The organism is Streptomyces mangrovisoli, from assembly GCF_000974985.2.
Lineage (GTDB): Bacteria > Actinomycetota > Actinomycetes > Streptomycetales > Streptomycetaceae > Streptomyces > Streptomyces mangrovisoli.
Window position 1 is genome coordinate 15,818 of sequence record NZ_LAVA02000151.1, and the last position, 26,125, is coordinate 41,942.

Consider the following 26,125-nt stretch of genomic DNA (forward strand, 5'->3'; position numbering starts at 1 on the left):
CGAACCGCGGGCCGCCCCCTGGGTCAACTCCTTTTCCCGCGCCGCCGTTTCGTCCGCCGGGAGCCGGGCGGAATCCGGCCGCCGGGCAGGGGTGCGCCGGTTCCCCGTCTGACACGATGAACGACCGGAGACACCGAAGGGCAGGCGCGCATGAACAGTCCCACCGCTCTCGTTCCCCGTCACTACCTCGCGCTCGGCGGTCACGGCCCCGAGGACGTGGTGGCCGACCCCCGTGGCCGGGTGCTGACCGGCGTGGCGGACGGGCGCATCCTGCGGGTCGAAGGGGTGGGCGATCCGGTGGCGGCCCGGGTGAAGGTCGTCGCCGAGACCGGCGGGCGCCCGCTCGGTCTCGAACTCCTCCCCGACGGCGACCTGTTGGTCTGCGACGCGGAACTCGGCCTGCTGCGGGTCGGCGTCGACGACGGGGTGGTGCGGGTGCTGGCCGACTCGGTGGCGGGGGAGCGGCTGCGGTTCTGCAGCAATGTCGTCGCGCTGTCCGACGGGACGGTGTGGTTCACCGTGTCCAGCCGCCGCTATCCGCTCGGCCAGTGGCTCGGTGACGTGGTCGAGCACACCCGCACCGGGCAGCTGCTGCGGCTCGCGCCGGGCAGCGAGCGGCCCGAGGTGGTGCTGGACGGGCTCGACTTCGCGAACGGGCTCGCGGCGAGCGCCGACGAATCGTTTCTGGTGGTGGCGGAGACCGCCTCGTACCGGCTGACGCGCTACTGGCTCACGGGGCCGCGGGCCGGGCACGCCGAGCCGTTCGTGGAGAACCTGCCGGGTATGCCCGACAACGTGTGGCGGGGTGGGCCCGGCGGGCCGATCTGGGTGGCCCTCGCCGGGCCGCGGGTGCCCGCGCTGGACCTGCTGCACCGGGCGTCCCCCGGGGTGCGGGCGGGGGCGGCACGGGTGGCGGTGCGGGCGCCGTACCGGCCGGTCGGGGCGGCCGCGGTCGTGGCCGTCGACGACCGGGGCGAGATCGTCCACCATCTGGCGCGGCGCGGGTCCGGGTTTCGGATGGTGACGAGTGTGTGCGAGGTGGAGGGGGTGCTGGTGCTGGGGAGTATGTGGGAGCGGGGGATAGCCGTGTGCGGGGCGCCTCCGGCGTGAGGTGGGTTGGGGTGGGTTGGGGGGCCGGGGTGCCTTTGCGGCGGCGGGTGTCTGTGCGGGGTTTGCGCAGTTCCCCGCGCCCCTGGGGGCGGGGTGGCTGGTTTGGGTTTGTGGGGCCGTGGCGGTCTGTGGGGGCTGGTCGCGCAGTTCCCCGCGCCCCTGAGGGGGTGGGCCTGGTGGGTTGTGGTGCCGTGACGGTGCGTGGGGGCTGGTCGCGCGGTTCCTCGCGCCCCTGCGGGGGGTCGGGTGGGAAGTGGGGGGCGGTAGGCTGAGGGGGGCCGTGATCATCCCTCGCGATGCGGTGGTGGGGGCCGACGGAGGAGACGTACGACCATGACAGCCCCGGAAGCCGAGAGCCTCCGCGTCCCCGCGCGCTCTCCGCGACAGCCTGTCTGGCGCGGTCAGGCCCCCGTCGTCGGTGTCGTGGCGCTCGGCGGCGCCCTCGGGGCCACGGCGCGCTACGCGGCCGGCCTCCAGTGGCCCACCCCGGCCGTCGGCTTCCCCTGGACGACGCTCTGCGTCAACGTCGTCGGTTGCGCCCTGATGGGCGTCCTCATGGTCGTCATCACCGAGGTGCGCTCCGCGCACCGGCTCGTCCGCCCCTTCCTGGGCACCGGGGTGCTCGGCGGGTTCACCACCTTCTCCACCTACGTCGTCGACATCCGCCGGCTGATCGACTCGGGCCGCCCCCTCGTGGGTCTGGCCTATCTCGCCGCGACCCTGGTCGCGGCCCTCGCCGCGGTGTGGCTCGCCGCCCTGGCGACCCGCCGTGCCATGACCCGGAGGCAGCGATGACGAGGCTCACCGGCAGCGCCCTGCGCGTGACCGTCTTCATCGGCGAGAACGACACCTGGCACCACAGGCCCCTCTACTCGGAGATCGTGCACCGCGCCCACGCGGCCGGCCTCGCGGGCGCCAGCGTCTTCCGCGGCATCGAGGGCTTCGGCGCCTCCTCCCTGATCCACACCTCGCGGCTGCTGTCCCTCAGCGAGGACCTGCCGGTCGCGATCGTGATCGTGGACACGGAGGAACGGGTGCGGGCCTTCCTGCCGCAGATCGACGAACTCGTCTCCGAGGGGCTGGTGATCCTCGACGACTGCGAGGTGATCCGGTACGTCGGCCGCGGCGGAGAGCGGGGCGACACGGACGTGAAGGGTGAGAAGTCGTAGTGAACTGGCTGCTGGTCGTCGCGGGCGCCGTGGTCGGGGCCCCGCTGCGCTACCTCACGGACCGCGCCGTGCAGTCCCGTCACGACTCCGTCTTCCCCTGGGGGACCTTCGTCGTGAACGTCGTAGGCAGTACGATCCTCGGTCTGCTGACCGGCGCGGTGGCCGCGGGCGCGGCGGGGACCCACCTCCAGCTCCTGCTGGGCACGGGCCTGTGCGGGGCCCTGACGACATACTCGACGTTCTCGTACGAGACACTGCGCCTGACCGAGACCGGGGCGGGGCTGTACGCCGCGGCCAACGTCGTCGGAAGCGTCCTCGCGGGGCTGGGCGCGGCATTCGCCGGGGTGGCGATCGCCCAGGCCCTGTGGGCATAGCGGAGCGCGCCCCGAGCGGTTCGGGCGTCCACGTCCCACGGGGCACGCCCTTACGGGCCCGGACGTCCGTACCCGGGGGGCGTAGGCACGAGGGGCCTCCCCCTGGTAATAAGTTTGTCTACAGCACTGTCGACCAACCATCTCCTCAGAACTGGATCCCATGAGCGTCATCAACGTCGGTCAGGCCGCCGTCCTCGGAGTCGTGGAAGGGCTGACCGAGTTCCTCCCTGTCTCCTCGACAGGACATCTGAAGATCACCGAGGGCCTCATGGGCATCCCCGTCGACGACGACGCCGTCGTCGGCTTCTCGGCCGTGATCCAGGTCGGCGCCATCGCCGCCGTGCTCCTGTACTTCTTCAAGGACATCGTGCGGATCGTCACCGCCTGGTTCCGCGGATTGTTCAACAAGCAGGAGCGCTACCACCACGACTACAAGTTCGCCTGGTGGGTGATCGCCGCCACCATCCCGATCGTGGTGGTCGGCCTGGCGGCCAAGTCGCTCATCGAGGGCCCGCTCGCCTCCCTGTGGGTCGTCGCCGCGTCCCTGATCGTCGGCAGTGGCGTGATGTGGGCGGCCGACCAGATGGGCCGGCACAAGCGCGGTGAGGACGACACCACCTTCAAGGACGCGATGCTGGTCGGCAGTTCGCAGATCCTCGCCCTGCTCTTCCCCGGCTTCTCCCGCTCCGGCGCCACCATGTCGACCGCGCTCGTCCGCGACCTGGACCGCGTGGCCGCCACCCGGCTCTCGTTCTTCCTCGGCATCCCCGCGCTGACCGGCGCCGGCCTCTACGAGCTCAAGGACGCGCTGGGCACCGGCGTGGGCGTCACCCCGCTCGCCGTCGGCACGATCGTCTCCTTCGTGGTCGCGTACGCCTCGATCGCCTGGCTGCTGAAGTTCGTCGCCAAGCACTCCTTCAACGCCTTCGTGATCTACCGGATCGTCATCGGCGTACTGCTCTTCGGGCTGCTGGGCGCGGGCGTCCTGAACGCCTGACCGCGACCTGACCGCGATCTGACCGCGATCGGTGCGGTCCGCGGGGCACCGTACGGGGTGTGATGCCTGTTCCCGGGCGTCACACCCCGTTGTCGTGTCGTGCTCCGTCCGGTCCGAGCGCCGTCCGCCATCCGTGGTCTGTGACCGGCTGCCTTGACACCCGGGCCTCGCTCCCCGCACCATCGGCTCCGTGAACCTGTCAGACAGCCAGACAGCCGGGAAGGCCGGGACCCGTGCGGTCGCCGGTCCGCCCCGGCGGGTCAGCGCCATGGAGGCGGTCCTCGCCCACCTGCGCGGGGCCATCGAACGCGGTGACTACGCCGTGGGCGACAAGCTGCCCTCGGAGGCGGAGCTCTGCCGCACCCTGGAGGTCTCGCGCCCCGTGCTGCGCGAGGCCCTGCGGGCGCTCCAGACGATGGGTCTGACGGTCTCCCGCACCGGCCGGGGCACCTTCGTCGTGGCCGCCGCGGTGGAGAACCCCACCTTCGGCGACTACACCGCCGGTGACCTCATGGAGGTGCGCCGGCACGTGGAGATCCCGGTCGCCGGGTACGCCGCCCGCCGCCGTACCCCGGACGACCTGGACCGGCTCGCGGGCCTGCTCGACCGGATGGAGCGGGAGACCGACACCGCCGCCTGGGTCGCGATGGACACGCTGTTCCACCTGGCCGTCGCCGAGGCCGCCCGGAACCCGGTGTTCCGGCGGGTCATCGAGGAGATCAGGGACGCCCTGGCGCGCCAGTCGGCCTTCCTCAACGAGCTGGGCGGCCGCCGCGAGCAGTCCGACCGGGAACACCGGGCGATCGTCGAGGCCCTGACGGCGGGTTCCGAGACCGGCGCGGAGCGGGCCATGACCCACCACCTCGACCGCGTCGGGACCACCCTGACCACGCTGACGACTCTCGCGCGCCCGACTCGTCCGGACACCCCGGACACCCCGGCACGCGTCCTCGGTGCTCCGCCCGACGCCACCCCCGAGGTCCCCCACCAAGGTGGCCCCGGGGCGTGAGCGAGCAGTACCAGCAGTGCCTCCACGGCGGTCACCCCCGCCCCCCGCGCCGGCGCGCCACCCCCGTGCCGGTCCATCCCGTCCCGTCGACCCCGAAGGCGGCCATGCACACCAGCTCTCCCGCGGACGCGCCCGTCGTGCGCGAGCCGCTCCACACCCCCGTCGCCCACCTCATACGCGGTGGGGTCGTCGAGGGCGTCCACTACGGCTCCGTCGTCGTCCTCGACGCCGACGGGGAGGTCCTGCTGCGGCTCGGCGACATCGAGGCCGCCTTCTACCCGCGCTCCGCGCTCAAGCCCGTCCAGGCCGTGGCCATGCTGCGGTGCGGGCTCCCGCTCGACGGCGAGCTGCTCTCCCTGGCCGCGGCCAGCCACTCCGGGGAGGAGCGGCACCTCGCCGGGACCCGGCGCATCCTCGAAGGCGCCGGTCTCACCGAGGGGCATCTGCGCAACGTCCCGGACCTCCCGTTCGACCCGGCCGTCCGCGACACGTGGGTGCGCGCGGGCCGTACGGCCGACCGGCTGGCCCAGAACTGCTCCGGCAAGCACGCGGCGATGCTCTACACCTGCGTGCTCAACGGCTGGTCCCTCGACGACTACCTCGACCCCGCGCACCCGCTGCAGCGGACGATCGCCGAGACGGTCGAGGACCTCACCGGCCAGCGCATCGCGCGCGTCACCGTCGACGGCTGCGGCGCGCCCCTGTTCTCCGTCTCGCTGCACGGCCTGGCTCGCGCGCTCGCGCGGCTCACCACCGCCGCGCCGGGCACCCCCGAGGCGCGGGTCGCCGACGCGATGCGCGAGCACGCCGAGACCGCGTCGGGCGCCGGACGGGACGTCGCCGCCCTCATGCGGGCGGTGCCCGGCCTGCTCGCCAAGGACGGCTTCGAGGGCGTCCAGGTCGCCGCGCTGCCGGACGGCCGCGCCGTCGCCGTGAAGATCGCCGACGGGGCCGACCGGGCCCGGGTCCCCGTGGCCGCGGCCGCCCTGGTGCACGCGGGCGTGGACCCGGCCGCGCTCACCGCGTTCGCGGGGCAGCCGCTGCTCGGCGGCGGGACGCCGGTGGGCCGGGTACGACCGGTCCCGGCACTGGACCCGGACCCGCACGCGGCCTGCGCGTAGCGCCACCGCGGAACCCGGCGGCCCCCTGCCGGACGTCGCGGCCGTCCCCCTGCGGAGGCACAATGACGATCATGACCGCCACGTCGTCCTACGCCTACGAGCCGATCCTCGAGCGCATCGCCGAGGAGATCGAGCGGACGCCCGGCCGGGGCCGTCCCGCCGACTACATCCCGGCGCTCGCGGCGTGCGACCCGCGCCGCTTCGGCATGGCCGTCGCGGAGCTGGACGGCACCGTGTACGGGGTGGGGGACTGGCGTCAGCCGTTCTCCACCCAGTCCATCACCAAGGTCTTCACCCTCGCCCTGGACCTCGCCCGCGAGGGCGACGAACTCTGGGAGCACGTGGGTCGCGAGCCCTCCGGCAACCCCTTCAACTCCCTGGTGCAGCTGGAGTACGAGAACGGCCGCCCGCGCAACCCCTTCATCAACGCGGGCGCGCTCGTCGTGACCGACCGTCTCATGACCCGCACCGGGGACGCGGCGGGCGAACTGCTCACCTTCCTGCGCGAGGAGAGCGGCAACGCCTCCCTCGACTTCGACAAGGAGGTCGCCGCCTCCGAGACCGCCAACGGCGACCGCAACGCCGCGCTCGCCCACTTCATGGCGTCGTACGGCAACATCGACAACGACGTGCCGGCCCTGCTCGACCAGTACTTCCGGCAGTGCTCCGTGGAGGCCTCCTGCGCCGATCTCGCCCTGGCGACCGGCTTCCTGGCCCGGCACGGCATCCGCGCCGACGGCTCCCGGCTGCTCACCCGGAGCCAGGCCAAGCAGGTGAACGCGGTGATGCTGACCTGCGGGACGTACGACGCGGCGGGCGACTTCGCCTACCGCGTGGGCCTGCCGGGCAAGAGCGGGGTCGGCGGCGGGATCATCGCCGTCGTGCCGGGCCGCTGCACGCTGTGCGTGTGGAGCCCCGGCCTCGACGAGCGCGGCAACTCGGTCGCGGGAGTCGCCGCGCTCGACCGTTTCACGACCCTCACCGGCCTCTCGGTCTTCTGATCACACTGCGGTCATGCACCCGCCGCCGGGCCGAAGTCGGCATGTCGGTTCCCGGCCATCCCGCGTTGACACGCTTCCCGAGTGTTGGCCATGGCCTTTCCCGTCGATCTCCGCCGCTGTCAGGCCCTCGGGCTGGCCGGCACCGCCGTCCTCACGCTCGGCGGCGAGACCGCCGGTGCCCTGCCGGTGCAGAACCTGATCGCCCCCTCCTCCGCACGCGCCGCCGCCGGCCTCGTGGGGGTCTACTTCGGCGTGGTGCTGCTCATAGCGGCCTGGGCGCTGCTGGGCCGGGTCGTGCACGGTGCCGACCCGCCGACCCCGCGGGCCCTGCTGCTCGTCCTCGCCACCTGGGCCGCCCCGCTGCTGCTCGCGCCGCCGCTGTTCAGCCGGGACGTCTACAGCTATCTCGCGCAGGGCGCCATGGTCGACGCCCACATCGACGTGTACGCCCACGGCCCCGACCAGCTCGGCGGCCCGCTCGCCGCCGAGGTCGCCCCGCTGTGGCGGCACACCGCGGCGCCGTACGGACCCGTCTTCCTGGCCGTCGCCTCGGTGCTGAGCGGCCTGACCCGCGGCGCGCTGCCCGCCGGGCTGCTCGGCATGCGGCTGGTCGCGCTCGTCGGGGTCGCCCTGATGGCCGCCGCGCTGCCCAGGCTGGCCCGGCACAGCGGCGCCGACCCGGCCGCGGCGCTGTGGCTCGGCGCCCTCAATCCGCTGGTCCTGCTGCACCTGGTGGCCGGTGCCCACAACGACGCCATCATGCTGGGCCTGCTCGGCATCGGCCTGGTCGCCGCGCTCGGCCGCAGACCGTTCGTCGGCGCCGTCCTCATCACGCTGGCGGCGCTGGTGAAGGCGCCCGCCGCGCTGGGTCTGGCCGCGGTCGTCGTCGCGTCGGTCCGCGCGGGCCGCACGCCCGTCCGGGCCCTGCTCACCACCGCGCTGACCGCCGCCGTCACCACGGCCCTGGCCACCGCCGCCACCGGCACCGGCTACGGCTGGATACGCTCCCTCAGCACCCCCGTCTCGCCGCACAACTGGGCCCTGAGCAGCCTGCTGGGCCGCGCGACCGGGGCCCTGCTGACCCGGCTCGGCAGCGGCCTCGCCCCGCTCGCCGTCCCCGCCTGGCACGCCCTCGGCCTGGCGCTCACCGCGGCCCTCGTCATCGCCATATGGCTACGGCTGCGCCCCGCACCCGTCTACGCCCTGGGCCTGAGCCTCGCCGCCGTCGCCGCGTTCGGCCCGGCGATCCGCCCCTGGTACGCGCTGTGGGGCCTGTTCCTCATCGCCGCGGCCGCGCCCAGCACGTCGGTACGGGTCCGGGTCGCCGCCGTCACCGGCGTACTCGCCCTCGCCGTGCTGCCCAGCGGCGGCCCCGCGGACACCGGGCAGCTCGTGCTCGCCGTGTCCGGCGGGGCGCTCGCCCTCGTGGTCCTGTGGCAGGTCCATCTGGCCAACAGCGTCCCGGCCCTCGGGACCACGGCATGAGGGCCCCCGAGAGCGACCGCGGCCGCATCGCGCTCCTGCTGGTCCTGGCCGGCGCGGTGACCGTGTTCACCGCCACCGTGCCGCTGCTGCGCGACTGGTTCGACCTGCGCGTGTACTACGGCACCGTGCACACGTGGCTCCACCACGGGGGCCGCATCTACGACTACCACGTGCCCGGCACGGCGTACGGCTTCACCTATCCGCCGTTCGCGGCCGTCGCGATGGCGCCGATGGCCCTCGTCGGACTGCACACCGCGATCGTCCTCGCGCTGCTGCTGAACCTGGCCGCGCTGGCCGCCGTGCTCCGGCTGCTCGCCGGGCCGGACGCGCGCCGGATCGGCTGGTACGGCTGGGCCCTGACGCTGTGCGGGCTGGCCCTGTTCGAGCCGCTGCGCGACACCTTCAGCTTCGGCCAGGTCAACCTGGTGCTGCTCGCCCTGGTGCTGGCCGACGGGCATCTGCTCGCGACCGGCCGTGACCGCCGGGCGGGCGCCGGGATCGGGCTCGCCGCCGCCGTCAAGCTCACCCCCGCCCTCTTCATCGGCCTGCTGCTGCTCGCGGGCCGCCGACGCGCGGCGGCGGTCGCGACGGCCGTGGCGGTGGGCGCGACGGGGCTCGCGTACGCGGTCGCCCCGGACGCCTCCCGCTACTACTGGACCGAGGCCCTGTGGGACACGAGCCGGGTCGGCCGCCTGGACTACGTCTCCAACCAGTCCGTGCAGGGCGTCCTCGCCCGGCTGGGCGTCACGGACCGGCCGGCCTGGGCGATGGCCGCCGTGATCGTGCTCGCCGTGTGGGCCTGGCGGTCCCGCCGCGCGCTGGCCGCGGGGGACTGGCCGGCCGCCGTCGCCCTCACCGGGCTGACGGCGTGTCTGGTCAGCCCGATCACCTGGGTGCACCATCTGGTCTGGCTGCTGCCGTCGTTCGTGGTGCTGGTGCGCACCGGGCACGCGCGGGTGGCGGGCGCCCTCTACGCCGTGATGTGCACCAGCGTGGTGTGGCTGTGGTTCCACGACGCGTCCGGCGTCGACGGGTTCCTCGGCAGCAACCTCTACACCTGGATCACGCTGGGGCTGCTGTTCGGGCTGCCGGTCGGTCAGCCGCGCGCGGCACGGCCGTTCCTGACGCGCAGCGCCCAGGCGACCGCGGCCGCGCCCAGTACCGCGGCGGCGGCGATGGCACCGGCCACCGGCCACCCGGACCCGCCCCCGGCGGCGTCCTGAACCTCGGCGGCGGCCTGCGGGCCCCGGGCGCCCCGCGCGTCGGGCGAGGACGGCGCGGCCACCGGCCGGCCCGCCGGGCCCGCCTGCGGGTCGAGCGTGTGCGGTCGTACGGCCGTTGCCCGGGGCCGCAGGGCGTCGAGCGAGCCCACGGGGTCGACGTGTCCGGCGGCGGCGAACCCCCAGTCGAGCAGCTCCCGTGCCTCCTCGTACACCGTGAACCCGCCGCCGGCCTGCGGATTCATGACCGTGACGACGAGGGTGCGGCCTCCGCGGCGGGCCGCGGCCACCAGGGTGTTGCCCGCGTTGGTGGTGTAGCCGTTCTTGACCCCGATCAGACCCGGGTACGGCTCCACGCCGTTGGCGCCGGTGAGCAGCCGGTTGGTGTTCTGGATGCCGTACGTCGAGGTGCCGTAGCCGGGGAACCACGCGTCGGCCGTGGCGCAGTAGCGGGCGAAGTCGGCGTTGTGCAGCCCGGCCCGGCCGAACACGGCGAGGTCGTAGGCGGAGGAGACCTGGCCGGGCTCGTCGTAGCCGTCGGGGGTGACCACATGGGTGTCGAGGGCACCGAGGGCGCGGGCCTTGGCCTGCATCTCGGTCGTCGTCGCGTCGATGCCGCCGTTCATCGCGGCGAGCACGTGCACGGCGTCGTTGCCCGAGCTGAGGAAGACCCCGCGCCAGAGGTCGGAGACCTTGTAGGTGAGCCCCTCGGCGATGCCGACGAGGCTGCTGCCCTCCCCGAGGCCCTCCAGTTCCTGGTCGGTGACCGTGTGCCGCAGGCCCGCGGGCAGTCCCGGGAGCACGGTGAGGGCGAAGAGGGTCTTCAGCGTGCTGGCGGGCGGCAGTTGCCGGTGTGCCTCGGAGGCGGCGAGCACGTCACCGCTGTCGGCGTCGGCGACCAGCCAGGACAGCGCGGAGACGTCCGGTACCGAGGGGGCGCCGTCGTGGCGCCGGACCTGGGTGCCGTGTCGCTCCAGGAGCGAGGGCTGCGGCAGCTGCGCCGCCCTGGCCCGGGACGACGGGGACGCGCCGGGGCCGGTGCGGGCGGCCGCCGTGGCCGGCGTGAGGGCGAGGGTGCCTGCCAGGCAGAGGGAACAGGCCGACATAACGGTTCGAGCCGAGAATCCGATAGTCATACAAATCAACGTAGGAAGGCCCGCGCCGTCCGTGGCGATGCCGGGCCGGACCGGGCCCCGGGAGCACCCGGATGCCGCAGCGGGGCGCGGGGCGGGCCCGTCCCCGCCGGACGGTCATCCGGCCGGGAGCGTCGGCTGGATCCGGCGCAGGAAGGCCGCGTTGTCGGGGGTGTCCCGCATCCGCTCCAGCAGGGTCTCGACGCCGCCCTGGCCGTCGCGCGTCTGGAGCACCCGTCGCAGTCCGCGCACGGTGGTCAACTCGGCCGGAGGCAGAAGGAGTTCCTCGCGGCGGGTGCCGGAGGGGCCGATGTCCACGGCGGGGAAGACGCGGCGGGAGGCGAGGTCGCGGCTGAGCCGGAGCTCCATGTTGCCGGTGCTCTTCAGCTCCTCGAAGAAGTAGTCGTCGGCGCGGGAGCCGGTCTCGACCAGCGCGGTGGCGAGGATGGTGAGCGAACCGCCCTCCTCGGCGAGGCGCGCGGCGCCGAAGAACCGCTTGGGGCCGAGCAGCGCGGCCGCGTCCACACCACCGCTGAGGGTACGGCCGCCCGACGCGGCCGCGTTGTTGTGGGCCCGGCACAGCCGGGTGAGCGAGTCGAGCAGGACGACGACGTCCTCGCCGGCCTCGACCAGCCGCTTGGCGCGCTCGACGACCAGTTCGGCGAGGGCGATGTGCTGCTTGGGGCCGCGGTCGAAGGTGGAGGCGTACACCTCGCCGTGGACGGAGCGGCGCATCTCGGTGACCTCTTCGGGCCGTTCGTCCAGGAGCAGGACCATCAGCCGGGCCTCGGGATGGTTGCCGGCGACCGCGGCCGCGATCTGCTGGAGCAGAACGGTCTTGCCGGTCTTCGGCGGGGCCACGATCAGGCCGCGCTGGCCCTTGCCGACCGGGGCGAGCAGGTCCATCACGCGGCCGGTGAGGCCGGACGCGGGGTGTTCCAGACGGATGCGCTCGCGCGGGTGCAGGGGGGTGAGGTCGTGGAACCGGCGGCGGCCGCGCAGCTCGTCGGGGGTGCGGCCGTTGACGCGCGCCACGTCGGTGAGGGTGCGGCGGTCGCCGCGCGCGCCCTCGACGAGGTCGCCCTTGCGCAGGCCGTGCCGGCGCACGAGCGCGGCCGGGACCTGCGGGTCGGTGGGGGTGGCCAGGCAGTTCTCGGGGCGCAGGTACCCCTTGCCGTTCGCGTCGATGTCGAGGACACCGGTCACGAGCTGCGCCGAGGGCTGCTGCCGTACAGGAGGGTGTTCGAGTGTGGTGGTCATGGTGTGGGTGTCCTTTCACGGACCGATGGCATGGGACATGCGAAGGGAGGGGGTGAGGTCGCGCGGGGAGGGCCGTCGGGGCGCCTCGGGCGACGGGAAACAGCACCTCGGGTACGGCGGACGTCCGAGCCGTCGAGGTGGTGCTGGAGAAGCTGATCGCCGCACGTCCGGACGACGGGCTGATCAGCGGTGGAGGGTGATACCGGCACCGGCGCCCTCAAGCGGGGCGTGCACAGGTGCTGTTCGCACTGTAGCACCCGGTGCAGGGTACGGGGGAGGAGGCGGGCTCGCCGTCGTGCTCACCGGGTGGCGAGCAGTCCGTAGAGCAGCGGGATCCGCGGCTGTGGCAGGCGCCACCAGCCGGACGCGGTGCGCTCCATCCGGGGCCAGCGCGGCCAGGGCAGCTCGTCGTGCTCGCGGAGTCGCCTGACGGTCAGTCCCGCACCGGTCAACGCGTTGACGACCTCGTCTATTCCGTGCATCCACTCGTAACTGTCCGTGGCGCCCTCGACGGCTGGTCCGTCCGTGTACGTGTGCGTGGCGTCCCGGCGCACGGGCCCGCCGCCGCCCAGGTAGTCGTGGCGCAGCTGCAGTTCGGGGCCCTCGCCCGAAGCGGGCTTCGGACCCAGCGAGTTGAGCAGCGGATGGAACTCGGTCAGGCACAACCGGCCGCCGGGACGCAGCAGTTCGGCCACGACGGTTGCCCAGCGGTCCAGGTCGGGCAGGTAGCACAGGGCGCCCTTGCCGGTGTGCACGACGTCGAACCGCCGCCCGCCCAGCGCCTGGACGGCGTCGTAGACGTTCGCCTCCACGTAGGTGACGTCCGCGCCCGCCCGGGCCGCGATCTCGCGGGCGGCGGCGACGGACGCGGCGGAGAAGTCGAGCCCGACGGCGCGGGCGCCGCGCCGTGCGAGGGCGATGGTCTCGGTGCCGAGGTGGCACTGGAGGTGCACCAGGTCGCGCCCGGTGAGGTCGCCGAGGTCCGCCCACTCGAAGGGCGCGAACCAGCGCTCGGGGTCGAGGTCCTGGTCGAGGCCGTAGAACCTGCTGGCCACGTGGACGGGGGTGCGGGCGTCCCAGTTCGCCTGGTTGGCCCGCATGAGCCGGGCCGCCGGATCGGCGTCGGTGGTCATGGCCCCATCCAACCGTGCGGGCGGCCGCCGGGCGTGGAGAACCGCCGAGTGTGCGGTGATCCCGCTATTCCCATCTCGATAGATGCATCTTTCTTGATGTATCTCGATCGATGGGATAGCGTGAGGCGCGTCGGACCGGGCTTCCCGAAAGGGCCGCGAGAGCCGGCGCCCGGCCGTTACGACCGCATCCCCGTCCGTGTCCTGTGTCCGTGTCCGTGTCCTGTGTCCGAGGAGTCCGCCATGCCCGCCGCCACCCACACCGCCACGCTCCAGGTCCCCGGCGCCACGCTCTACTACGAGGTGCGCGGCAGCGGACCGCTGCTGCTCGTCTCGCAGAGCGGGGAGGGCGACGCCAACCGCAGCGACGCGATGACCGACCGGCTCGTGGCCACCCACACCGTGGTCACCTACGACCGGCGGGGACTGGCCCGCAGCGTGCTGGACCAACCCGGCCGCGGCGCGACCCTCGACGAGCACGTGGACGACGCCGCCCGCCTGCTCGCCGAGGCCGGCTCGCTCACCGGACGCGCCGGTGAGCCCGCGGCGATGCTCGGCTGCAGCATGGGCGCGGTGATCGGCCTGCGCCTCGCGCAGCGGCACCCCGAGCGGCTGCACACCCTCGTGGCCCACGAGCCCGCCATCCCCGGCCTGCTCCCCGAGCCCGAACGGGACCGCACACGCGCCGAGTTGGACGAGATGCGGACCGTCTTCCAGCGGGACGGCTGGCTCGCCGGGGTGCGCCGGATCGGTGAGCTGCTCGGCATCGACCCGGCCCGGCAGGAGACCGAACCGGGCGCCCGGCTCGCCCCGTTGGACGCCTCGCGCGAACCCGGATTCACCTTCTTCGTCCTCTACGACGCCTGGACCATGCGCTGCGCCGACCTGACCGGCGCGGAACTGCGCGCCCTGCGCGAGGGGCCCGTGCGGATCGTGCCGGCGGCCGGCCGCAGCACCCCGCGGACGGTCTTCGACTACCGCTGCGCCGAGGAACTCGGCCGCGGAATCGGCGCCGGACTGGTCCACTTCCCCGGCGGCCACAACGGCAACATCACCCACCCCGCCGGCTTCGCCGAGGTGCTGCGCGGACTGCTGTGACCGGTCCGCGGCGCCCCGCGCCCGATCGGTACGGCGGGCCCCGTGGTGCGCCGAGTGCGGGCGGCGGCACAATCGGGCGGCGGGGGCCGCCGCCCCCGCCGCCCGCCCCGAACCGGAGGACTCCGTGGAGCCGTCGACCGCCGCACCGCACCGCATCGACCCCGCGGGCGGCTGCCCGCACGCGGCCAACGCCCGGCTCCTCGCCCGCGGCACGGCGGCGCGGGTGCTGCTGCCCGGCGAGATCGAGGGCGCGGTGGTGCTCGGGCACGAGGACCTCAAGGAGTTCCTCGCGCACCCCGACGTCGCGAAGGACGCACGGCACTTCACGGCGCTCCAGGAAGGCCGCATACCGGTCGGCTGGCCGCTCGCGACCTTCGCGACCGTGCGCGGCATGACCACCGCCGACGGCGACGACCACCGGCGGCTGCGGTCCCTGGTGAGCCGGGCGTTCACCGTCCGCCGGGTGGAGGAACTGCGGCCGCGCATCGAGGAGTTGACCGACTCGCTGCTCGACGGACTGGCCGCGGCCGCCGCCGCGGACGGCGGAGCGGCCGATCTGCGACGGCACTTCGCGCTCCCGCTGCCGATGGGCGTGATCAGCGAACTGCTCGGCGTGGACGCGGAATTGCGGGACCGGCTGCACCACCTCACCAGTCAGGTCGTGGCCACCGACATCAGCCCCGAGGACGCCGTCGCCGCCAACCGCGAACTGGTCGAGGTCCTCGCCGCGGTCGCCGCGGCCAAGGCCGAACACCCCGGTGACGACCTCACCAGCGCGCTGATCGCCGCCCGGGACGAGGACGGCGACCGGCTCCGCCACGACGAGCTGATCGGCACCCTCATCCTCATGATCATCGCCGGGCACGAGACGACGCTGAACCTGGTCACCAACGCCGTACGCGCCCTGTGCGCCCACCGCGACCAGCTCGCCCTGGTCCGGCAGGGACGGGCGAGCTGGGACGACGTCGTGGAGGAGACCCTGCGCTTCGACGCCCCGGTCAGCTATTTCCCCTTCCGCTACCCGGTGCGGGACCTGACCGTGGGCACCACCCTGATCCCGCGCGGCACCCCCGTCCTCGCCGGCTACTCGGCCGCGGGCCGGGACCGCGCCGCGCACGGCCCCGACGCCGACCGGTTCGACGTCACCCGGCCGCGCCGTCCCGACGCCGTGCGCACCCTGTCGCTCGGCCACGGCCCGCACTACTGCCTGGGCGCGCCGCTGGCCCGGCTGGAGGCGGGCATCGCGCTGGGGCGCCTGTTCACCCGGTTCCCCGACCTCCGGCTCGCCGTCGCCGAGGAGCACCTCACGCGCCCCGCAAGCTTCGTGGGCAACAGCGTGCGGGTCCTCCCGGTGCGTTTGGCGGCCTGAGAGCTCCGAACAGCCGTATACCTGCCATACGAACGCCCGATGGCCCCCCTCTGACGCATTTCTTGTTCCGGCTCATCGCCCTTCCTACGCTGCCACCACCGCACCACGGCGGCAACGGACAAGGGACTTGGCAATCATGGGCCGACTGGCCGGGAAAATCGCTTTCATCAGTGGGACAGGAGCCGGAATAGGCCGGGCCGCGGCGCAGATATTCGCGGCGGAGGGCGCCCTCGTATTCGGTTGCGACCTCGACGAGAAGAGCGCGGCCCGGACCGTCGAACTCGTCGAGGAGGCGGGCGGGACCATGCGGTCCCTCGCGCCCGTGGACCTGTCCACCGAGGAGGGCGCCCGCGCGTGGATCGACGCGGGTGTCGCGGAGTTCGGCGGGGTGGACGTCCTCTACAACAACGCCTCCGCCCTGCGCAACGGCCCGTTCGCGTCGCAGCCCGCCGACGACTGGTACTTCACCATCAGGAACGAGCTGGACATCCCGTACTTCTGCACGCGGGCCGCCTGGCCGCACCTGATCGCGCGCGGCGGCGGAGTGGTGCTCAACGTCGCCTCGGTGGCCGCCGTGCGCGGGGCGCCGTTCCTGCCGATGGTGCCGCACGGCGCCGCCAAGGGCGGGGTGCTCGCGATGAGCAAGCACCTGTGCGCCGCCGGCGCCCCGCACCGCATCCGCGTCAACACCATCGCCCCCGGCATGACCCGCACGGCCGCGACGGCGCCGTTCCTCGACGACCCGGACGGCCCCCGCGCCCACCTGGAGGCGCGCATCCCCGTCGGGCGGGTCGCCGAACCCGAGGACATCGCCCGGGTCGCCGCGTTCCTCTGCTCCGACGAGGCCGCGTTCGTCAACGGCGCCAACCTCATGGTCGACGGCGGCGACAGCGCGATGGCGGGCTGAGCGCGCGTGAGCACACGATTCGACCATGTCGGCGTCAACGTCCGCGACCTGGCGGCGATGACGGCCTGGTACCAGGACGCCTTCGGTCTCCGCAGCGTCTTCGAGTTCCGTCTCGACGGCCCGGGTCTCGCCGGGGTCGTCCTGGAACACCCCGACGGCTGGCGCCTGGAACTCCTCGCCCGGCCCGGCTCCGCGCCCGGCCTCAGGGCGCCGGACCCGATGACCGCCGCCCTGACCGAGGGATACGGGCACTTCGCGGTCAGCACCCCCGAACTCGACTCCGTCCACCGGTCGTTGCTGGACCGTGGCGCGGACGAGGTGATGCCGCCCGGTCCCTCCCCGGAGCCCGGCGTGCGCATGGCCTGGGTCGGTGACCCCGAGGGAAATCTCATCGAACTCATGGAGCGCAGCACCGCTGTTTCCCCGAGATGGAGTACGGAATGAACAACGCTCTGAAGAAACTCGACACGGGCACGCTCATAGCCTGCTGTCTGGCAGTTGCCGCCGCGCAGCTGTGCATTACCGTTCCCTCGCCCATCAACGGGGAAATCCAGGCCGCATTCGGGGCATCCGGCTCCCAGGTCGCCTGGGTCACCTCCGCCTTCATTCTGCCGACGGCCATTCTGGAACTCAATTTCGGTGTGGTGGGGGACCTGTTCGGCCGCAAGCGGCTGCTGGTCCTCGGCGGATTCGTCCTCGCGCTCGGTGAACTCCTCAACGCCACCTCCCAGAACGTCACCATGCTCTGGGTCGGGCAGGCCCTCGCCGGCATCGGCGCCGCGGCGCTCTTCCCGAGCTCCCTCGCGGTGATCGCCGCCGCCACCCCCGAGGAGAAGAGCCGCGCGAAGGCCGTCTCCATCTGGGCGCTGAGCATCTCCCTCGCCTCCGCCGTGGGCCCGCTCTCCTCCGGCGTGCTCGCCACCGTCGCCGACTTCCGCTGGGCGTTCGTCCCGCCGGTCGTGCTCGGTCTCGCCGTCGGCGTCACCTGCTGGATCCTCGTCACCGACTCCAAGGCGCCCAAGGGCCGCGCTCTCGACTGGCCCGGCCAGATCACGGTCGCCATCGGCCTCACCGCCCTGCTGTGGGGCATCATCGAGGGCGGCGACCGCGGCTGGAGCAGCCCCGCGATCGTCGGCGCGCTCGCCCTCGCCGCGGTGGCCCTGGCCGGCTTCGTGATCGCCGAACGGCGCGCCGCCTCACCGATGTTCAACCTCGGACTGCTGAAGATCCCCTCCTTCGCCGCGGCCGCGGTGGTGGCGCTCACCGGGATGTTCGGCTTCATCGGCACCGCGTACTGCGTCTCGATCCGGCTCGGCGCGGTGATGCACCTCAGCGCGCTGCGCGCCGGAATGCCCTTCGTCATCCTCCAGTTGATCCCGTTGTTGCTCGCGCCGGTGCTCAGCCGGATGCTCACCCGGGTCGAGCCGCGCTTCCTGCTGATGGGCGGGCTGCTGCCGATGGCCGCCGGGCAGTTCTGGATCGCCGCGCTGCCCGTGACCACCACCTCGCTGGCCGCCTTCATCGGCCCGGTGCTGCTGCTCGGCGTCGGCTTCATCTGCGTGGTGTCCTCGCTGACCTCCGCCGCCGTCAACGCCGTACCGATCGAGATGACCGGCATGGCGAGCGGCGCGACCAGCCTGGTGCGCGAGTTCGGCCAGGGCCTCGGCCCCGCGGTGATCAGCACCATCGCGATGAGCCTCGCGTCGTCCGCGCTGGCCGGGAAGCTCACCGGGGCCGACGCGGGCATGGAGGCGGCGGCCGGACCGCTTGCCGTCGTCAACGCCGGCAGCGACAGCGCCCGGGCGGCCGCGCAGACCGCCCTCGGGCACGGCATGGCGATCGGCGTGGTGATCTGCGGCTGTGCCTCGCTGGCGGGCGCTCTGGTCACCCTGCTGCTGGTGCGGAGGAACACGGCGCGCGCGGCGGTCGGCGCGCAGGACGACACGGCGGTGCAGGCCGCGTCCGCCTGACGGCCGTCGCCGTATCGCCGTATCGCCGTACGAGGGAAGGCCGGAACCCCGGGTCCCGGCCTTCCCGTGTGCGTGCGGTGGCTGTCCCACGCCGACGTGTGACACCCGCGTAGCGATCTTGCATCGGATGTCCGAGGACCGTAACGATCCGTGATTTCAGGGGGACTTGAGCAGCCGCTTTGTACTATCTTCACGTCATGTCCACGCCACCACAGCCTCCGCCGATCCCGGAGCAGCCCGTACCGGCTGAGCAGTCCGTGCCGCCGGAGCAGCCCGTGACGCCCGCGGTGCCGCCGCAGCCGACTGCCTACCCGTATCCGAGCCCGCAGTCACCGGCCTCGCCGTACCCGCACGCGCAGCCGACCGTCGTGGGCCAGCCCCTGCCGCCCGTGCCGGGCCAGCCGCAGCCGCAGCCGCCGTATCCGGGCCAGCCCCAGCCGCCCGCGCCCGTCCAGCCCCAGCCGGGTAACCCGTACGCCCAGCCCGGCCCTTACGGACCCTACGGCCCCGTGGCCCCCGCGCCCTCGCCGGGCGGCGGCGGTGCCGGGAAGGCCGTCCTGTGGGCGGCCGTCGGCGCGGTGGTCGCCTCCGCCGCCTGGGCGGCCGGAGTCTTCCTGGTCGGCCACTCGTCGAGCGGCGGCGGGGACCTGCGCGGCTACTCGGCGCCCTCCAACCTCTGTTCCAGCGCGGACTATTCGGGGTTCAAGGGCGAGTACCCCGAGGAGGACACGGCGCCGAGCCACACCTCGCTCAAGTCCGACGCCCTCGACGAGGGTTTCTGCAGCCTCAGTCTGAAGAAGACCGGCTCCACCATCGCGGACGCCTACCTCTCCCTCCAGATGGACCTGCACAAGAAGACCGACCCGGCACCGGAGTTCACCGCCACGTGGAAGAACTACGGCGACAGCCACACCGGTTACGACGTGCAGAGCGTCGAGGGCATCGGTGACGAGGCCTACCTCGTCACCCAGGACACCACCAGCGGCACCAACACCGGTTCCCGCTACGGCACCCTGGCCGTACGGGAGGGCTCGATGACGTTCACGATGTCGTACAGCGCCTACCTGTCCTCCTACGACGAGGACAAGGACCCGCCGACCATCTCCGAGGTGTCCGGCTGGCTGAAGTCGGACACCAGGGCGACGCTGGAGAACCTCAAGGACTGACCCGGCCGTCCAGCGCGTCGACGATGTGCTTGACCCCGCCGTGCGCCGCGTAGCCGCCGTCGACGGTGATCTCCGCGCCGTTGATGTACGACGCCTCGTCCGAGAGCAGGTGCACGACGAGCGGGGCGACCTCGTCGACGCGGCCGGCGCGGCCCTGCGGGGTCAGCTCCAGATGGGCGCGGACGAAGACCGGGTCGGCCGTGGCCATCAACGGGGTCTCGATGTACCCGGGGTGGACGATGTTGGTGCGGATGCCGCGCGGGGCCAGTTCCAGGGCCGCCACCTTGGACAGCCCGCGCAGCGCCCACTTGCTGGCCGTGTACGCCACCGCGTGGTGCGCGGTCAGCCCGGCCACCGAGCCGACGTTGACGATCGAGGACCCGGCCGGCATCAGCGGGGCCAGGGCCTGGATGCCGAGCAGGGCGCCGGTGGTGTTCACCGCGAAGGCCCGGTTCCAGTCGGCCAGTTCGACGTGTCCGAGCCGCCCCCGCACCGGGATGCCCGCGTTGTTGACCAGCCCGTGCACGGCCTTCAGCGAGGCGGCGAGCGCGGCCCAGTCCCCGGGCGACGACACGTCCAGATGCGAGAAGCGCGCGTCGAGGCCGTCGCCGCGCAAGGACGCGGCCAGCTTCTCGCCCGGCTCGTCCAGCACGTCGGCCGCGATCACCGCGGCGCCCTCCCGGGCGCAGGCCGCCGCCTCCGCGGCGCCCTGCCCCTGCGCGGCTCCGGTGACGACGACGGTACGGCCCGCCAGACGCGTACGGCTCACGGCTCCTCCTGGTGGCTCGGGAATCCTCCCGTCCACGCTAGGAAGCCGCGCTCAGCTCCGGAAACGCGTGTTCGCCATGGCTGGCATCCGCGGCGGCGATCTCCGGCACGGGCGGCTCGTCCAGGGAGGCGCCCACCCTGCGCACCGTCTCCCGCAGCCAGCCGTGCGCGGGGTCGGAGTGCCGGTTGTGGTGCCAGTACATGGCCTCCACCAGCGGCACGTCCGGGAACGGCGTGGGGACGACCGTGCAGCGGGCGAAGCCCTCGTAGCGCCGGGCCAGCCGCTCGGGCACCAGGGCGACCAGGTCGGTCCCGCTGACCAGGAACGGCAGCACACTGAAGCCCGGCGTGCTGACCTGGACCCGCGGCGTGATGCCGAGGGTCTCCAGCTGGCGCTCGGCCGGCGTGTGGCTCTTGCCGATGGCGCACGCGGCGTGCGGCATCTCTGCCAGGTCGCGCAGCGCGAGAGCGCCGTCCACCAGCCGCGGATTGTCCGGGTCGACCAGACACACGAACCGGTCGTGCATCACGGCCTCGCTGACCCCGGGCAGCTGATAGCCGAGCGGCACGATCATCAGGTCGTGGCAGCGCAGATGGGTCTCGCTCTCCAACTGCCCGTCCACGATGGGATGGAAGTCGATGCGCACGCCCGGCGCCTCGGCCGCGATGGCCCGCAGCAGCGGCTCCACCAGCACCGTCATGACGTAGTCCGACATGACGACCGAGAACCGCTGCCGGCTGCGCGCCGGGTCGAAGTGGCGGGTCAGCGACAGCGCCTCGGCCGCCTTGCGCAGCGACGCCTGCACGACCGGCAGCAGCCGCTCGGCGAGCGGCGTCAGCTCGTACTCGCGGCCCACCCGCACCAGCAGCTCGTCGTTGAAGTGACGGCGCAGCCGGGCCAGGGAACCGCTCATCGCCGACTGGCTGGTCGACAGCCGCACCCCCGCGTGGGTGACGTTCTTCTCCTCCAGCAGGGCTTCCAGTGCCACCAGAAGATTCAGGTCGATCGCTCCGAGACCCACGGATGTCCCCTTCCGGCAGCCACGTCGTTGAAGCATCGGTGAAACGGGAGGTTAGCCACCCGATCGCGGTCGAGGAAGGCCGCGAGCCGCCCGGCTCACCGCTCCCAGTCGTTGGTGTTGGTGACGGTCCCGGCGCTGAGATACCCGGCGAACAGCCCCTTGGGGTCGCGGGCCGCCCGGATCTCGTTCAGCCGCCGCCACTGGGCGTCGCCCATGAACCTGAGCCGGCGCACCGTGAAGTCCGAGTCGCCGAGGTACTGGCCCGCGGTCACCGGCCGCAGCTCGGCCATCGCGCCGTCCAGCCAGGCACGCAACTCGGCGTCCCGGCCCGGGTCGTCGTGGACGACATAGCTCGCGCAGTAGATCTCCGACTGCAACGAGAACGCCATGTCCGGCAGGGGCCGCAGCGGCGCCATCGAGAACCAGATGGTGAACGACCGCCGGGTCGGCAGCTCGGTGAAGACCTTTCGCGCGGCGGGCACGACCCGCTCGGCGGGCCCGGTCAGCCAGGCGTTGTCCACGAAGTAGCGGTGCCCCTCCGGATTGGCCAGCCGCTGCCGGTCCGTCTGCTCGGCGAGGGTGGTGGGCCGCGCCTCCACCCGGAACAGGGCCCGGTCCGCGTACGGGCAGGCCGCCAGCGGCGCCAGCGCCTCCGCGGCCTGCCCGGCGGTGTCCGTCATGGACAGCCCGGTGACCAGCAGGACCGGCTCCTCGCGGTCCGGGAGCGTCTGCGTCACCGCGACGATCTCGACCAGCTCGGACACCGTGTGATGCATCCCGTGCAGCCACGTCATGACCTCGTCGAACAGGTCCAGCGGATAGGCGTGCACGGTGTGCGCGAGATGCCGCGGCAGCGGCCGGGTCCGCAGGTGGAAGCGGGTGACCACACCGAAGAAGCCGGGGCCCGCGCCGCGCGCCGCCCAGAACAGATCGCTGTTCGTCGTCGCGTCCGCGCGCACCGGCTCGCCCTCGGCCGTCACGACGTCGACCGCGACGACGCTCTCCGCCGCCCAGCCCCAGCCGCGCGCGTTCCACCCCTGCCCGCCCTGGAGCAGAAAGCCGCCGATACCGACGGAGGGGCAGTGCCCGCCGTTGAAGAACCGGCCGAACCCGGCGAGGAACGGATTGAGTTCGTCGCCGCCGCGCACACTCGGCGTGGCGGTCGCGATGCCGGTCTCCGCGTCGTACGACAGCTCGTGGAAGTCCCCGAGGTCGATCAGCAGCGCGTCGCGGCGCACCGACCACGCGGCCCAGCTGTGCCCGCCGGCACGGACGGAGACCCGCCAGCCACGGTCGACGGCGAGCCGAACCCCCTCGACGACGTCCCGCTCGTTCGCGGCCCGCAGCACCGCGGCGGGCGTACGGTCCGCGGGGCGGCGGGCGTTGAACACCCGCCCGAAGCAGGCGTCGTCGAAGTCCGGGTCGCCGGGCAGGTACAGGGTGCCGGTGAAGTCGTCCATGGGGAGGCTCACTTGATCGCTATGGGGTTGACGGGCGCGCCCACCGCGCCCGTGACCGGCAGCGGGGCCGCCACCAGCAGGAACTCGTACACGCCGTCGGCCGCGCAGTCCTCCGCCAGCGCCTCCAGATCCCACATCTCGCCCAGCGGCAGGCCCATGTTGGGGATGGCGATCTGGTGCAGCGGCGACATCGCCGGCTCCGCGAACTCGTACGGCCGCACCTCCAGCCCCCAGGTGTCGGCGGCGACCGCGGCGATCTCCGTGCGATGCAGCCAGCCCAGGGTGGTGAACGACAGGCCGGGCGCGTCCCCGGCGGCGTACGTGCCCCAGCCGCCCAGCCTGCGCACCCGGCCGAGCTGCCCGGTGCGCACCAGCACCAGGTCGCCGCGGCGCACGCTCGACGTGGCGCCCTGGGCGCCGATCGTGGCCCGCAGATGCTCCTCCAGGACGGGGAAGCCGTCGGGCAGTTCGCCGTGCCCGTCGCCCACGGCCCGGCCGACGTCGAGCAGCACTCCGCGCCCGGTGAACGCGTCCCGCATGTGCTCGATGCCGGTGACCGTGTCGCCGTCGCCGCCCACGACGGTGCACGGACGGCCGTTCCACGCCCGCTTGTCGTCGAAGACGTGGCCGAGGCCGTCCCACTGGGTGGAGGCCTGCAGCGGCATCACCACATGGTCGTCGGCGCCGCCGAAACCGTGCGGGAAACCCTGGGTCCCGGCGGCCGCGTCCGAGCCGGTGTCCTTCATGTAGTGCACGGGGTTGATCCGCCCCCGGAAGCCCCGTTGCGGGCCCGCGTCGTTGAAATCCAGCGCGAGCGAGAAGGACCGCCCGCGCCGGACCAGTCCGGCCGCGTGGGCGCGGATCGCGTCGTCCAGGTGGTTGAGCGTGCCGAGCACGTCGTCGTCGCCCCAGCGGCCCCAGTTGCGGTAGGCGGCACGGGCCTTGGCGAGTTCCTCCTCGATGGGACCGAGAGTCATCGGACGCGTCCTTCCGTGAGCAGGGCGAGGGCGTTGCCCCCGGCGATCGCGGCCCGCTGGGGCGCGTCGAAGCCGGCCTCGTCCAACTGGGCCAGCGGGTCGTCGACCCCCATGTCGAAGGGGTGGTCGGTGCCGAGCACCACCCGGTCCGCGCCCACCTCCGCGACCAGATGGCGCAGCACCCGCGGGGAGTGCACGAGCGCGTCGAACCACATCCGGCGCAGATAGGCGCTCGGCGGTTCGGCGCAGCCGCGCGCGTCCGGCCGTACCCGCCAGGCGTGGTCGGAGCGGCCGATGTACGTCGGCAGATAGCCGCCGCCGTGCGCCGCGACCAGCTTCAGGCGCGGGAAGCGGTCCAGGACGCCGGTGAAGATCAGCTGCGAGAGCGCGACCGTCGTCTCGACGGGCTGGCCCACGGTGTTGCCGAGATACCGGGTCGCCAGGCGCCCGGCCAGCGAGCAGCCCCACGGATGCACGAAGACCACCGCGCCCAGCTCCTCCGCGGCGCGCCACACCGGGTCGTGCGCGGGGTCGGCCAGCTCGCGGCCGTCGACGGAGGTGGCCACACTGACGCCGTACAGCCGGAGTCCGGTGACCGCCCGGGAGAGCGACTCGACCGCCGTCTCGGGGTGCTGGAGCGGGAGCGTGCCGAGTCCGTGCAGCCGCCCGGGGGCGGCGGCGCAGTGCTCGGCCACCGCCGCGTTCACGGTGTCGGTGAGACGGACGGCCAGGTCGCGGTCGGCCCAGTAGTGGTGCATGGGCATCGGCGAGACCACCTGGACGTCGACGCCCATCGCGTCCAGGGCGGCGAGGCGGGCTCCGACATCCGTCAACGCGTGCCGCAACCGCACGAGTTGAGCACGGTTGACGTCCATCGAGGCGGCGGAGTGGCCGCGTTGCTCCGCGGCCAGCTCGGCGGCGAGACCGGCACTGCCCGCGAGCAGCGCGTCGGCGGCGGGCACCGCGAGATGGCCGTGGAAGTCGACGACGGGCCCGCTCATGCGGCTGCCGTCAGGGAGTCGAGGGTCTCCGACATGATCCGTGCCGGATCGGCGCCCGGGGTGCCGGGGTGGATCTCCCACTCGGCGAGCCGCAGCGAGTTCTCCAGCACCATCCGCACCCGGGGCAGGCGACGCGCCATGAACCCGGCCAGCGCCCTCGGCAGTTGCTCCCCGCCGGTGACCAGCTCGGCCAGCAGGACCGCGTCCTCCATGCACATCGCGGCGCCCTGCGCGATCAGCGGCGGACAGGCGTGCGCCGCGTCGCCGACGACCAGCACCCGGCCCCGGTACCAGTCCCCGTCGACGAACAGCGCCTCGATCCAGCGGTGGTCGACGGCGGTGTCCGGCGCCAGCGCGTCGAGGACACGACCCCAGGTGCCGCCGTAGCCCGCGCCGCGCTCCCGCAGCACGGCCAGCGGCGCGCGCGGGCCGACTAGGGAGGCGTCGAGGTTCTCGTCCAGGAGGTAGGCGTAGCACTGGTCGGGGGAGATGGGGCTGTAGCCGGCTTTGAAGCGGGGGCCGCCGTAGTACACCTCGGCGCAGTCCATCTCCGGCGGGCGCGCGGCGACCACCCGGAAGATCGACATGCCGACCGGGCGCGGCCGTTGGGGCAGACCGATCAGGGCGCGGGTCGCCGAGTTGACGCCGTCGGCGCCCACCACGAGGTCGTAGCGGCCCGTGGAGCCGTCGGTGAACGTGACGTCCACATGGCCGGGCGCCTGGTCGAGGCGGCCCACGCTCAGACCGAGCCGCACCGTCACGCCGTGCGCGCGCACCGCCTCGCACAGCGCGTCCTGCAGGTCCGAGCGCAGCGCGCCCGCCGTGGACGGCAGGTCCGGGCCGCCGGTGTGCGGGGTGGGCAGCTCGGTGATCAGGCCGCCGTCGGCCCGCCGCAGCCGCATCAGGTCGAACGGCACGGCCCGCTTCAGCACCCGGTCCAGGACGCCCACCGAGCGCAGCGCCTTGAGCGCGTTGCCCTGGAGGGTGATGCCGTGGCCCACACCGAACCACTGCGGCGAGATCTCGACGAGCTCCACCTCGGCGCCCCGCTGGGCGAGCGCGAGACACAGCACGCTTCCGGTGATGCCGCCGCCGACGACGAGCACCTTGTGAACGGGCATGGGCGATCCTTGCGAACGTAGCGGGGGACGGTGACCGGGATGCTCCGAGCCTGGTCGGCCGTCCCGCGCCCGGTCAACGGACCGAGGCATCGGCAAGGGGGACGTCATCCATCCCGCAGGGCGATGGACCCGCGGTTCAGGGCCGGGCCCGGACCGCCACCCGGCGCGGCCGGCGATGGCAGGCATCGGCAACGGCCATTTCCGCCGATCCGCGCGCGTGCCTAGCGTCGGAGGGGAGTCCCCGCCGCACACGGAGA

General features: G+C 73.5%; 24 protein-coding genes and 1 pseudogene. 16 read left to right on the forward strand and 9 right to left on the reverse strand.

The features are described from left to right. Positions 1 to 150: 150 nt before the first annotated feature. From WN71_RS38300 to WN71_RS43110, 10 genes and pseudogenes are all read left to right on the forward strand, one after another. On the forward strand, positions 151 to 1,110 hold the full coding sequence (locus tag WN71_RS38300) for an SMP-30/gluconolactonase/LRE family protein (RefSeq protein WP_046592315.1): 960 nt from the start codon (positions 151 to 153) through the stop codon (positions 1,108 to 1,110). Between the two features lie 333 nt (positions 1,111 to 1,443). Further along, the gene (crcB, locus tag WN71_RS38305; RefSeq protein WP_046592316.1) at positions 1,444 to 1,905 is read left to right on the forward strand and encodes a fluoride efflux transporter CrcB; all 462 of its coding nucleotides are present in this window, start codon (positions 1,444 to 1,446) and stop codon (positions 1,903 to 1,905) included. Beyond that, positions 1,902 to 2,279, forward strand: a complete 378-nt coding sequence (locus WN71_RS38310; RefSeq protein ID WP_046592317.1) for a DUF190 domain-containing protein — start codon at positions 1,902 to 1,904, stop codon at positions 2,277 to 2,279. Before crcB (WN71_RS38305) ends, WN71_RS38310 begins: the two co-directional genes overlap by 4 nt. After that, entirely contained in the window at positions 2,279 to 2,653 is a 375-nt protein-coding gene (gene crcB, locus WN71_RS38315; protein WP_046592318.1) for a fluoride efflux transporter CrcB, read from the forward strand. The genes WN71_RS38310 and crcB (WN71_RS38315) overlap by 1 nt, the downstream gene beginning before the upstream one ends. Positions 2,654 to 2,813: 160 nt before the next feature. Next, positions 2,814 to 3,650 carry an undecaprenyl-diphosphate phosphatase gene (locus WN71_RS38320; RefSeq protein WP_046592319.1) on the forward strand — a complete coding sequence of 279 codons (837 nt, stop codon included), beginning with the start codon at positions 2,814 to 2,816 and terminating at the stop codon, positions 3,648 to 3,650. Positions 3,651 to 3,918: 268 nt separating this feature from the next. Beyond that, positions 3,919 to 4,659: a FadR/GntR family transcriptional regulator gene (locus tag WN71_RS38325; protein ID WP_046592320.1), complete on the forward strand. Its 741-nt coding sequence runs from the start codon at positions 3,919 to 3,921 to the stop codon at positions 4,657 to 4,659. A 104-nt stretch (positions 4,660 to 4,763) separates the two neighbouring features. Next, positions 4,764 to 5,780, forward strand: a complete 1,017-nt coding sequence (locus WN71_RS38330) for an asparaginase (RefSeq protein WP_046592327.1) — start codon at positions 4,764 to 4,766, stop codon at positions 5,778 to 5,780. A gap of 62 nt (positions 5,781 to 5,842) precedes the next feature. Next, the gene (locus tag WN71_RS38335) at positions 5,843 to 6,781 is read left to right on the forward strand and encodes a glutaminase (protein WP_046592321.1); all 939 of its coding nucleotides are present in this window, start codon (positions 5,843 to 5,845) and stop codon (positions 6,779 to 6,781) included. Between the two features lie 90 nt (positions 6,782 to 6,871). Then, positions 6,872 to 8,266 (forward strand): polyprenol phosphomannose-dependent alpha 1,6 mannosyltransferase MptB, encoded by a 1,395-nt coding sequence (mptB, locus tag WN71_RS38340; protein WP_046592322.1) that lies wholly within the window; start codon positions 6,872 to 6,874, stop codon positions 8,264 to 8,266. A gap of 230 nt (positions 8,267 to 8,496) precedes the next feature. Continuing rightward, positions 8,497 to 9,090, forward strand: a pseudogene (locus tag WN71_RS43110) (glycosyltransferase family 87 protein); the annotation flags it as partial. A gap of 272 nt (positions 9,091 to 9,362) precedes the next feature. Here WN71_RS43110 and WN71_RS40570 read toward each other — a convergent pair. The 3 genes from WN71_RS40570 to WN71_RS38355 form a co-directional block, all read right to left on the reverse strand. Continuing rightward, complete coding sequence (locus WN71_RS40570; RefSeq protein WP_079178432.1) at positions 9,363 to 10,622, reverse strand: D-alanyl-D-alanine carboxypeptidase family protein; 1,260 nt, start codon at positions 10,620 to 10,622, stop codon at positions 9,363 to 9,365. A 114-nt stretch (positions 10,623 to 10,736) separates the two neighbouring features. After that, entirely contained in the window at positions 10,737 to 11,879 is a 1,143-nt protein-coding gene (gene rho, locus WN71_RS38350; protein WP_046592323.1) for a transcription termination factor Rho, read from the reverse strand. 299 nt (positions 11,880 to 12,178) lie between these two features. Next, positions 12,179 to 13,012, reverse strand: a complete 834-nt coding sequence (locus WN71_RS38355; RefSeq protein ID WP_046592324.1) for a class I SAM-dependent methyltransferase — start codon at positions 13,010 to 13,012, stop codon at positions 12,179 to 12,181. A gap of 240 nt (positions 13,013 to 13,252) precedes the next feature. On the opposite strand from WN71_RS38355, the gene WN71_RS38360 reads away from it, so the two are divergent. From WN71_RS38360 to WN71_RS38385, 6 genes are all read left to right on the forward strand, one after another. After that, positions 13,253 to 14,107: an alpha/beta fold hydrolase gene (locus WN71_RS38360; protein WP_046592325.1), complete on the forward strand. Its 855-nt coding sequence runs from the start codon at positions 13,253 to 13,255 to the stop codon at positions 14,105 to 14,107. A 124-nt stretch (positions 14,108 to 14,231) separates the two neighbouring features. Next, positions 14,232 to 15,476: a cytochrome P450 family protein gene (locus WN71_RS38365; RefSeq protein ID WP_046592468.1), complete on the forward strand. Its 1,245-nt coding sequence runs from the start codon at positions 14,232 to 14,234 to the stop codon at positions 15,474 to 15,476. Between the two features lie 136 nt (positions 15,477 to 15,612). After that, positions 15,613 to 16,383: an SDR family NAD(P)-dependent oxidoreductase gene (locus WN71_RS38370; protein WP_206300253.1), complete on the forward strand. Its 771-nt coding sequence runs from the start codon at positions 15,613 to 15,615 to the stop codon at positions 16,381 to 16,383. 6 nt (positions 16,384 to 16,389) lie between these two features. Next, positions 16,390 to 16,827: a VOC family protein gene (locus WN71_RS38375; RefSeq protein WP_052743241.1), complete on the forward strand. Its 438-nt coding sequence runs from the start codon at positions 16,390 to 16,392 to the stop codon at positions 16,825 to 16,827. Next, the gene (locus tag WN71_RS38380; protein WP_046592469.1) at positions 16,824 to 18,353 is read left to right on the forward strand and encodes an MFS transporter; all 1,530 of its coding nucleotides are present in this window, start codon (positions 16,824 to 16,826) and stop codon (positions 18,351 to 18,353) included. Before WN71_RS38375 ends, WN71_RS38380 begins: the two co-directional genes overlap by 4 nt. A gap of 197 nt (positions 18,354 to 18,550) precedes the next feature. Further along, on the forward strand, positions 18,551 to 19,519 hold the full coding sequence (locus WN71_RS38385) for a hypothetical protein (protein WP_240529914.1): 969 nt from the start codon (positions 18,551 to 18,553) through the stop codon (positions 19,517 to 19,519). On the opposite strand, the gene WN71_RS38390 is transcribed toward WN71_RS38385, so the two are convergent. The 6 genes from WN71_RS38390 to WN71_RS38415 all read right to left on the reverse strand — a co-directional run bounded on the left by WN71_RS38390 (position 19,509) and on the right by WN71_RS38415 (position 25,868). Then, the gene (locus WN71_RS38390; RefSeq protein WP_046592470.1) at positions 19,509 to 20,288 is read right to left on the reverse strand and encodes an SDR family oxidoreductase; all 780 of its coding nucleotides are present in this window, start codon (positions 20,286 to 20,288) and stop codon (positions 19,509 to 19,511) included. The two genes, WN71_RS38385 and WN71_RS38390, sit on opposite strands and share 11 nt — an antisense overlap. A 37-nt stretch (positions 20,289 to 20,325) precedes the next feature. After that, a complete protein-coding gene (locus WN71_RS38395) occupies positions 20,326 to 21,309 on the reverse strand; it encodes a LysR family transcriptional regulator (protein WP_046592471.1) in 984 nt (327 codons plus the stop codon). A gap of 95 nt (positions 21,310 to 21,404) precedes the next feature. Then, positions 21,405 to 22,769, reverse strand: a complete 1,365-nt coding sequence (locus tag WN71_RS38400) for an FAD-binding oxidoreductase (RefSeq protein WP_046592472.1) — start codon at positions 22,767 to 22,769, stop codon at positions 21,405 to 21,407. Positions 22,770 to 22,777: 8 nt separating this feature from the next. Beyond that, a complete protein-coding gene (locus WN71_RS38405) occupies positions 22,778 to 23,746 on the reverse strand; it encodes a cyclase family protein (RefSeq protein ID WP_046592473.1) in 969 nt (322 codons plus the stop codon). After that, complete coding sequence (locus WN71_RS38410; RefSeq protein WP_046592474.1) at positions 23,743 to 24,747, reverse strand: amidohydrolase family protein; 1,005 nt, start codon at positions 24,745 to 24,747, stop codon at positions 23,743 to 23,745. The genes WN71_RS38405 and WN71_RS38410 overlap by 4 nt, the downstream gene beginning before the upstream one ends. Beyond that, on the reverse strand, positions 24,744 to 25,868 hold the full coding sequence (locus tag WN71_RS38415; protein ID WP_046592475.1) for an FAD-dependent monooxygenase: 1,125 nt from the start codon (positions 25,866 to 25,868) through the stop codon (positions 24,744 to 24,746). Before WN71_RS38415 ends, WN71_RS38410 begins: the two co-directional genes overlap by 4 nt. Positions 25,869 to 26,125 lie beyond the last annotated feature (257 nt).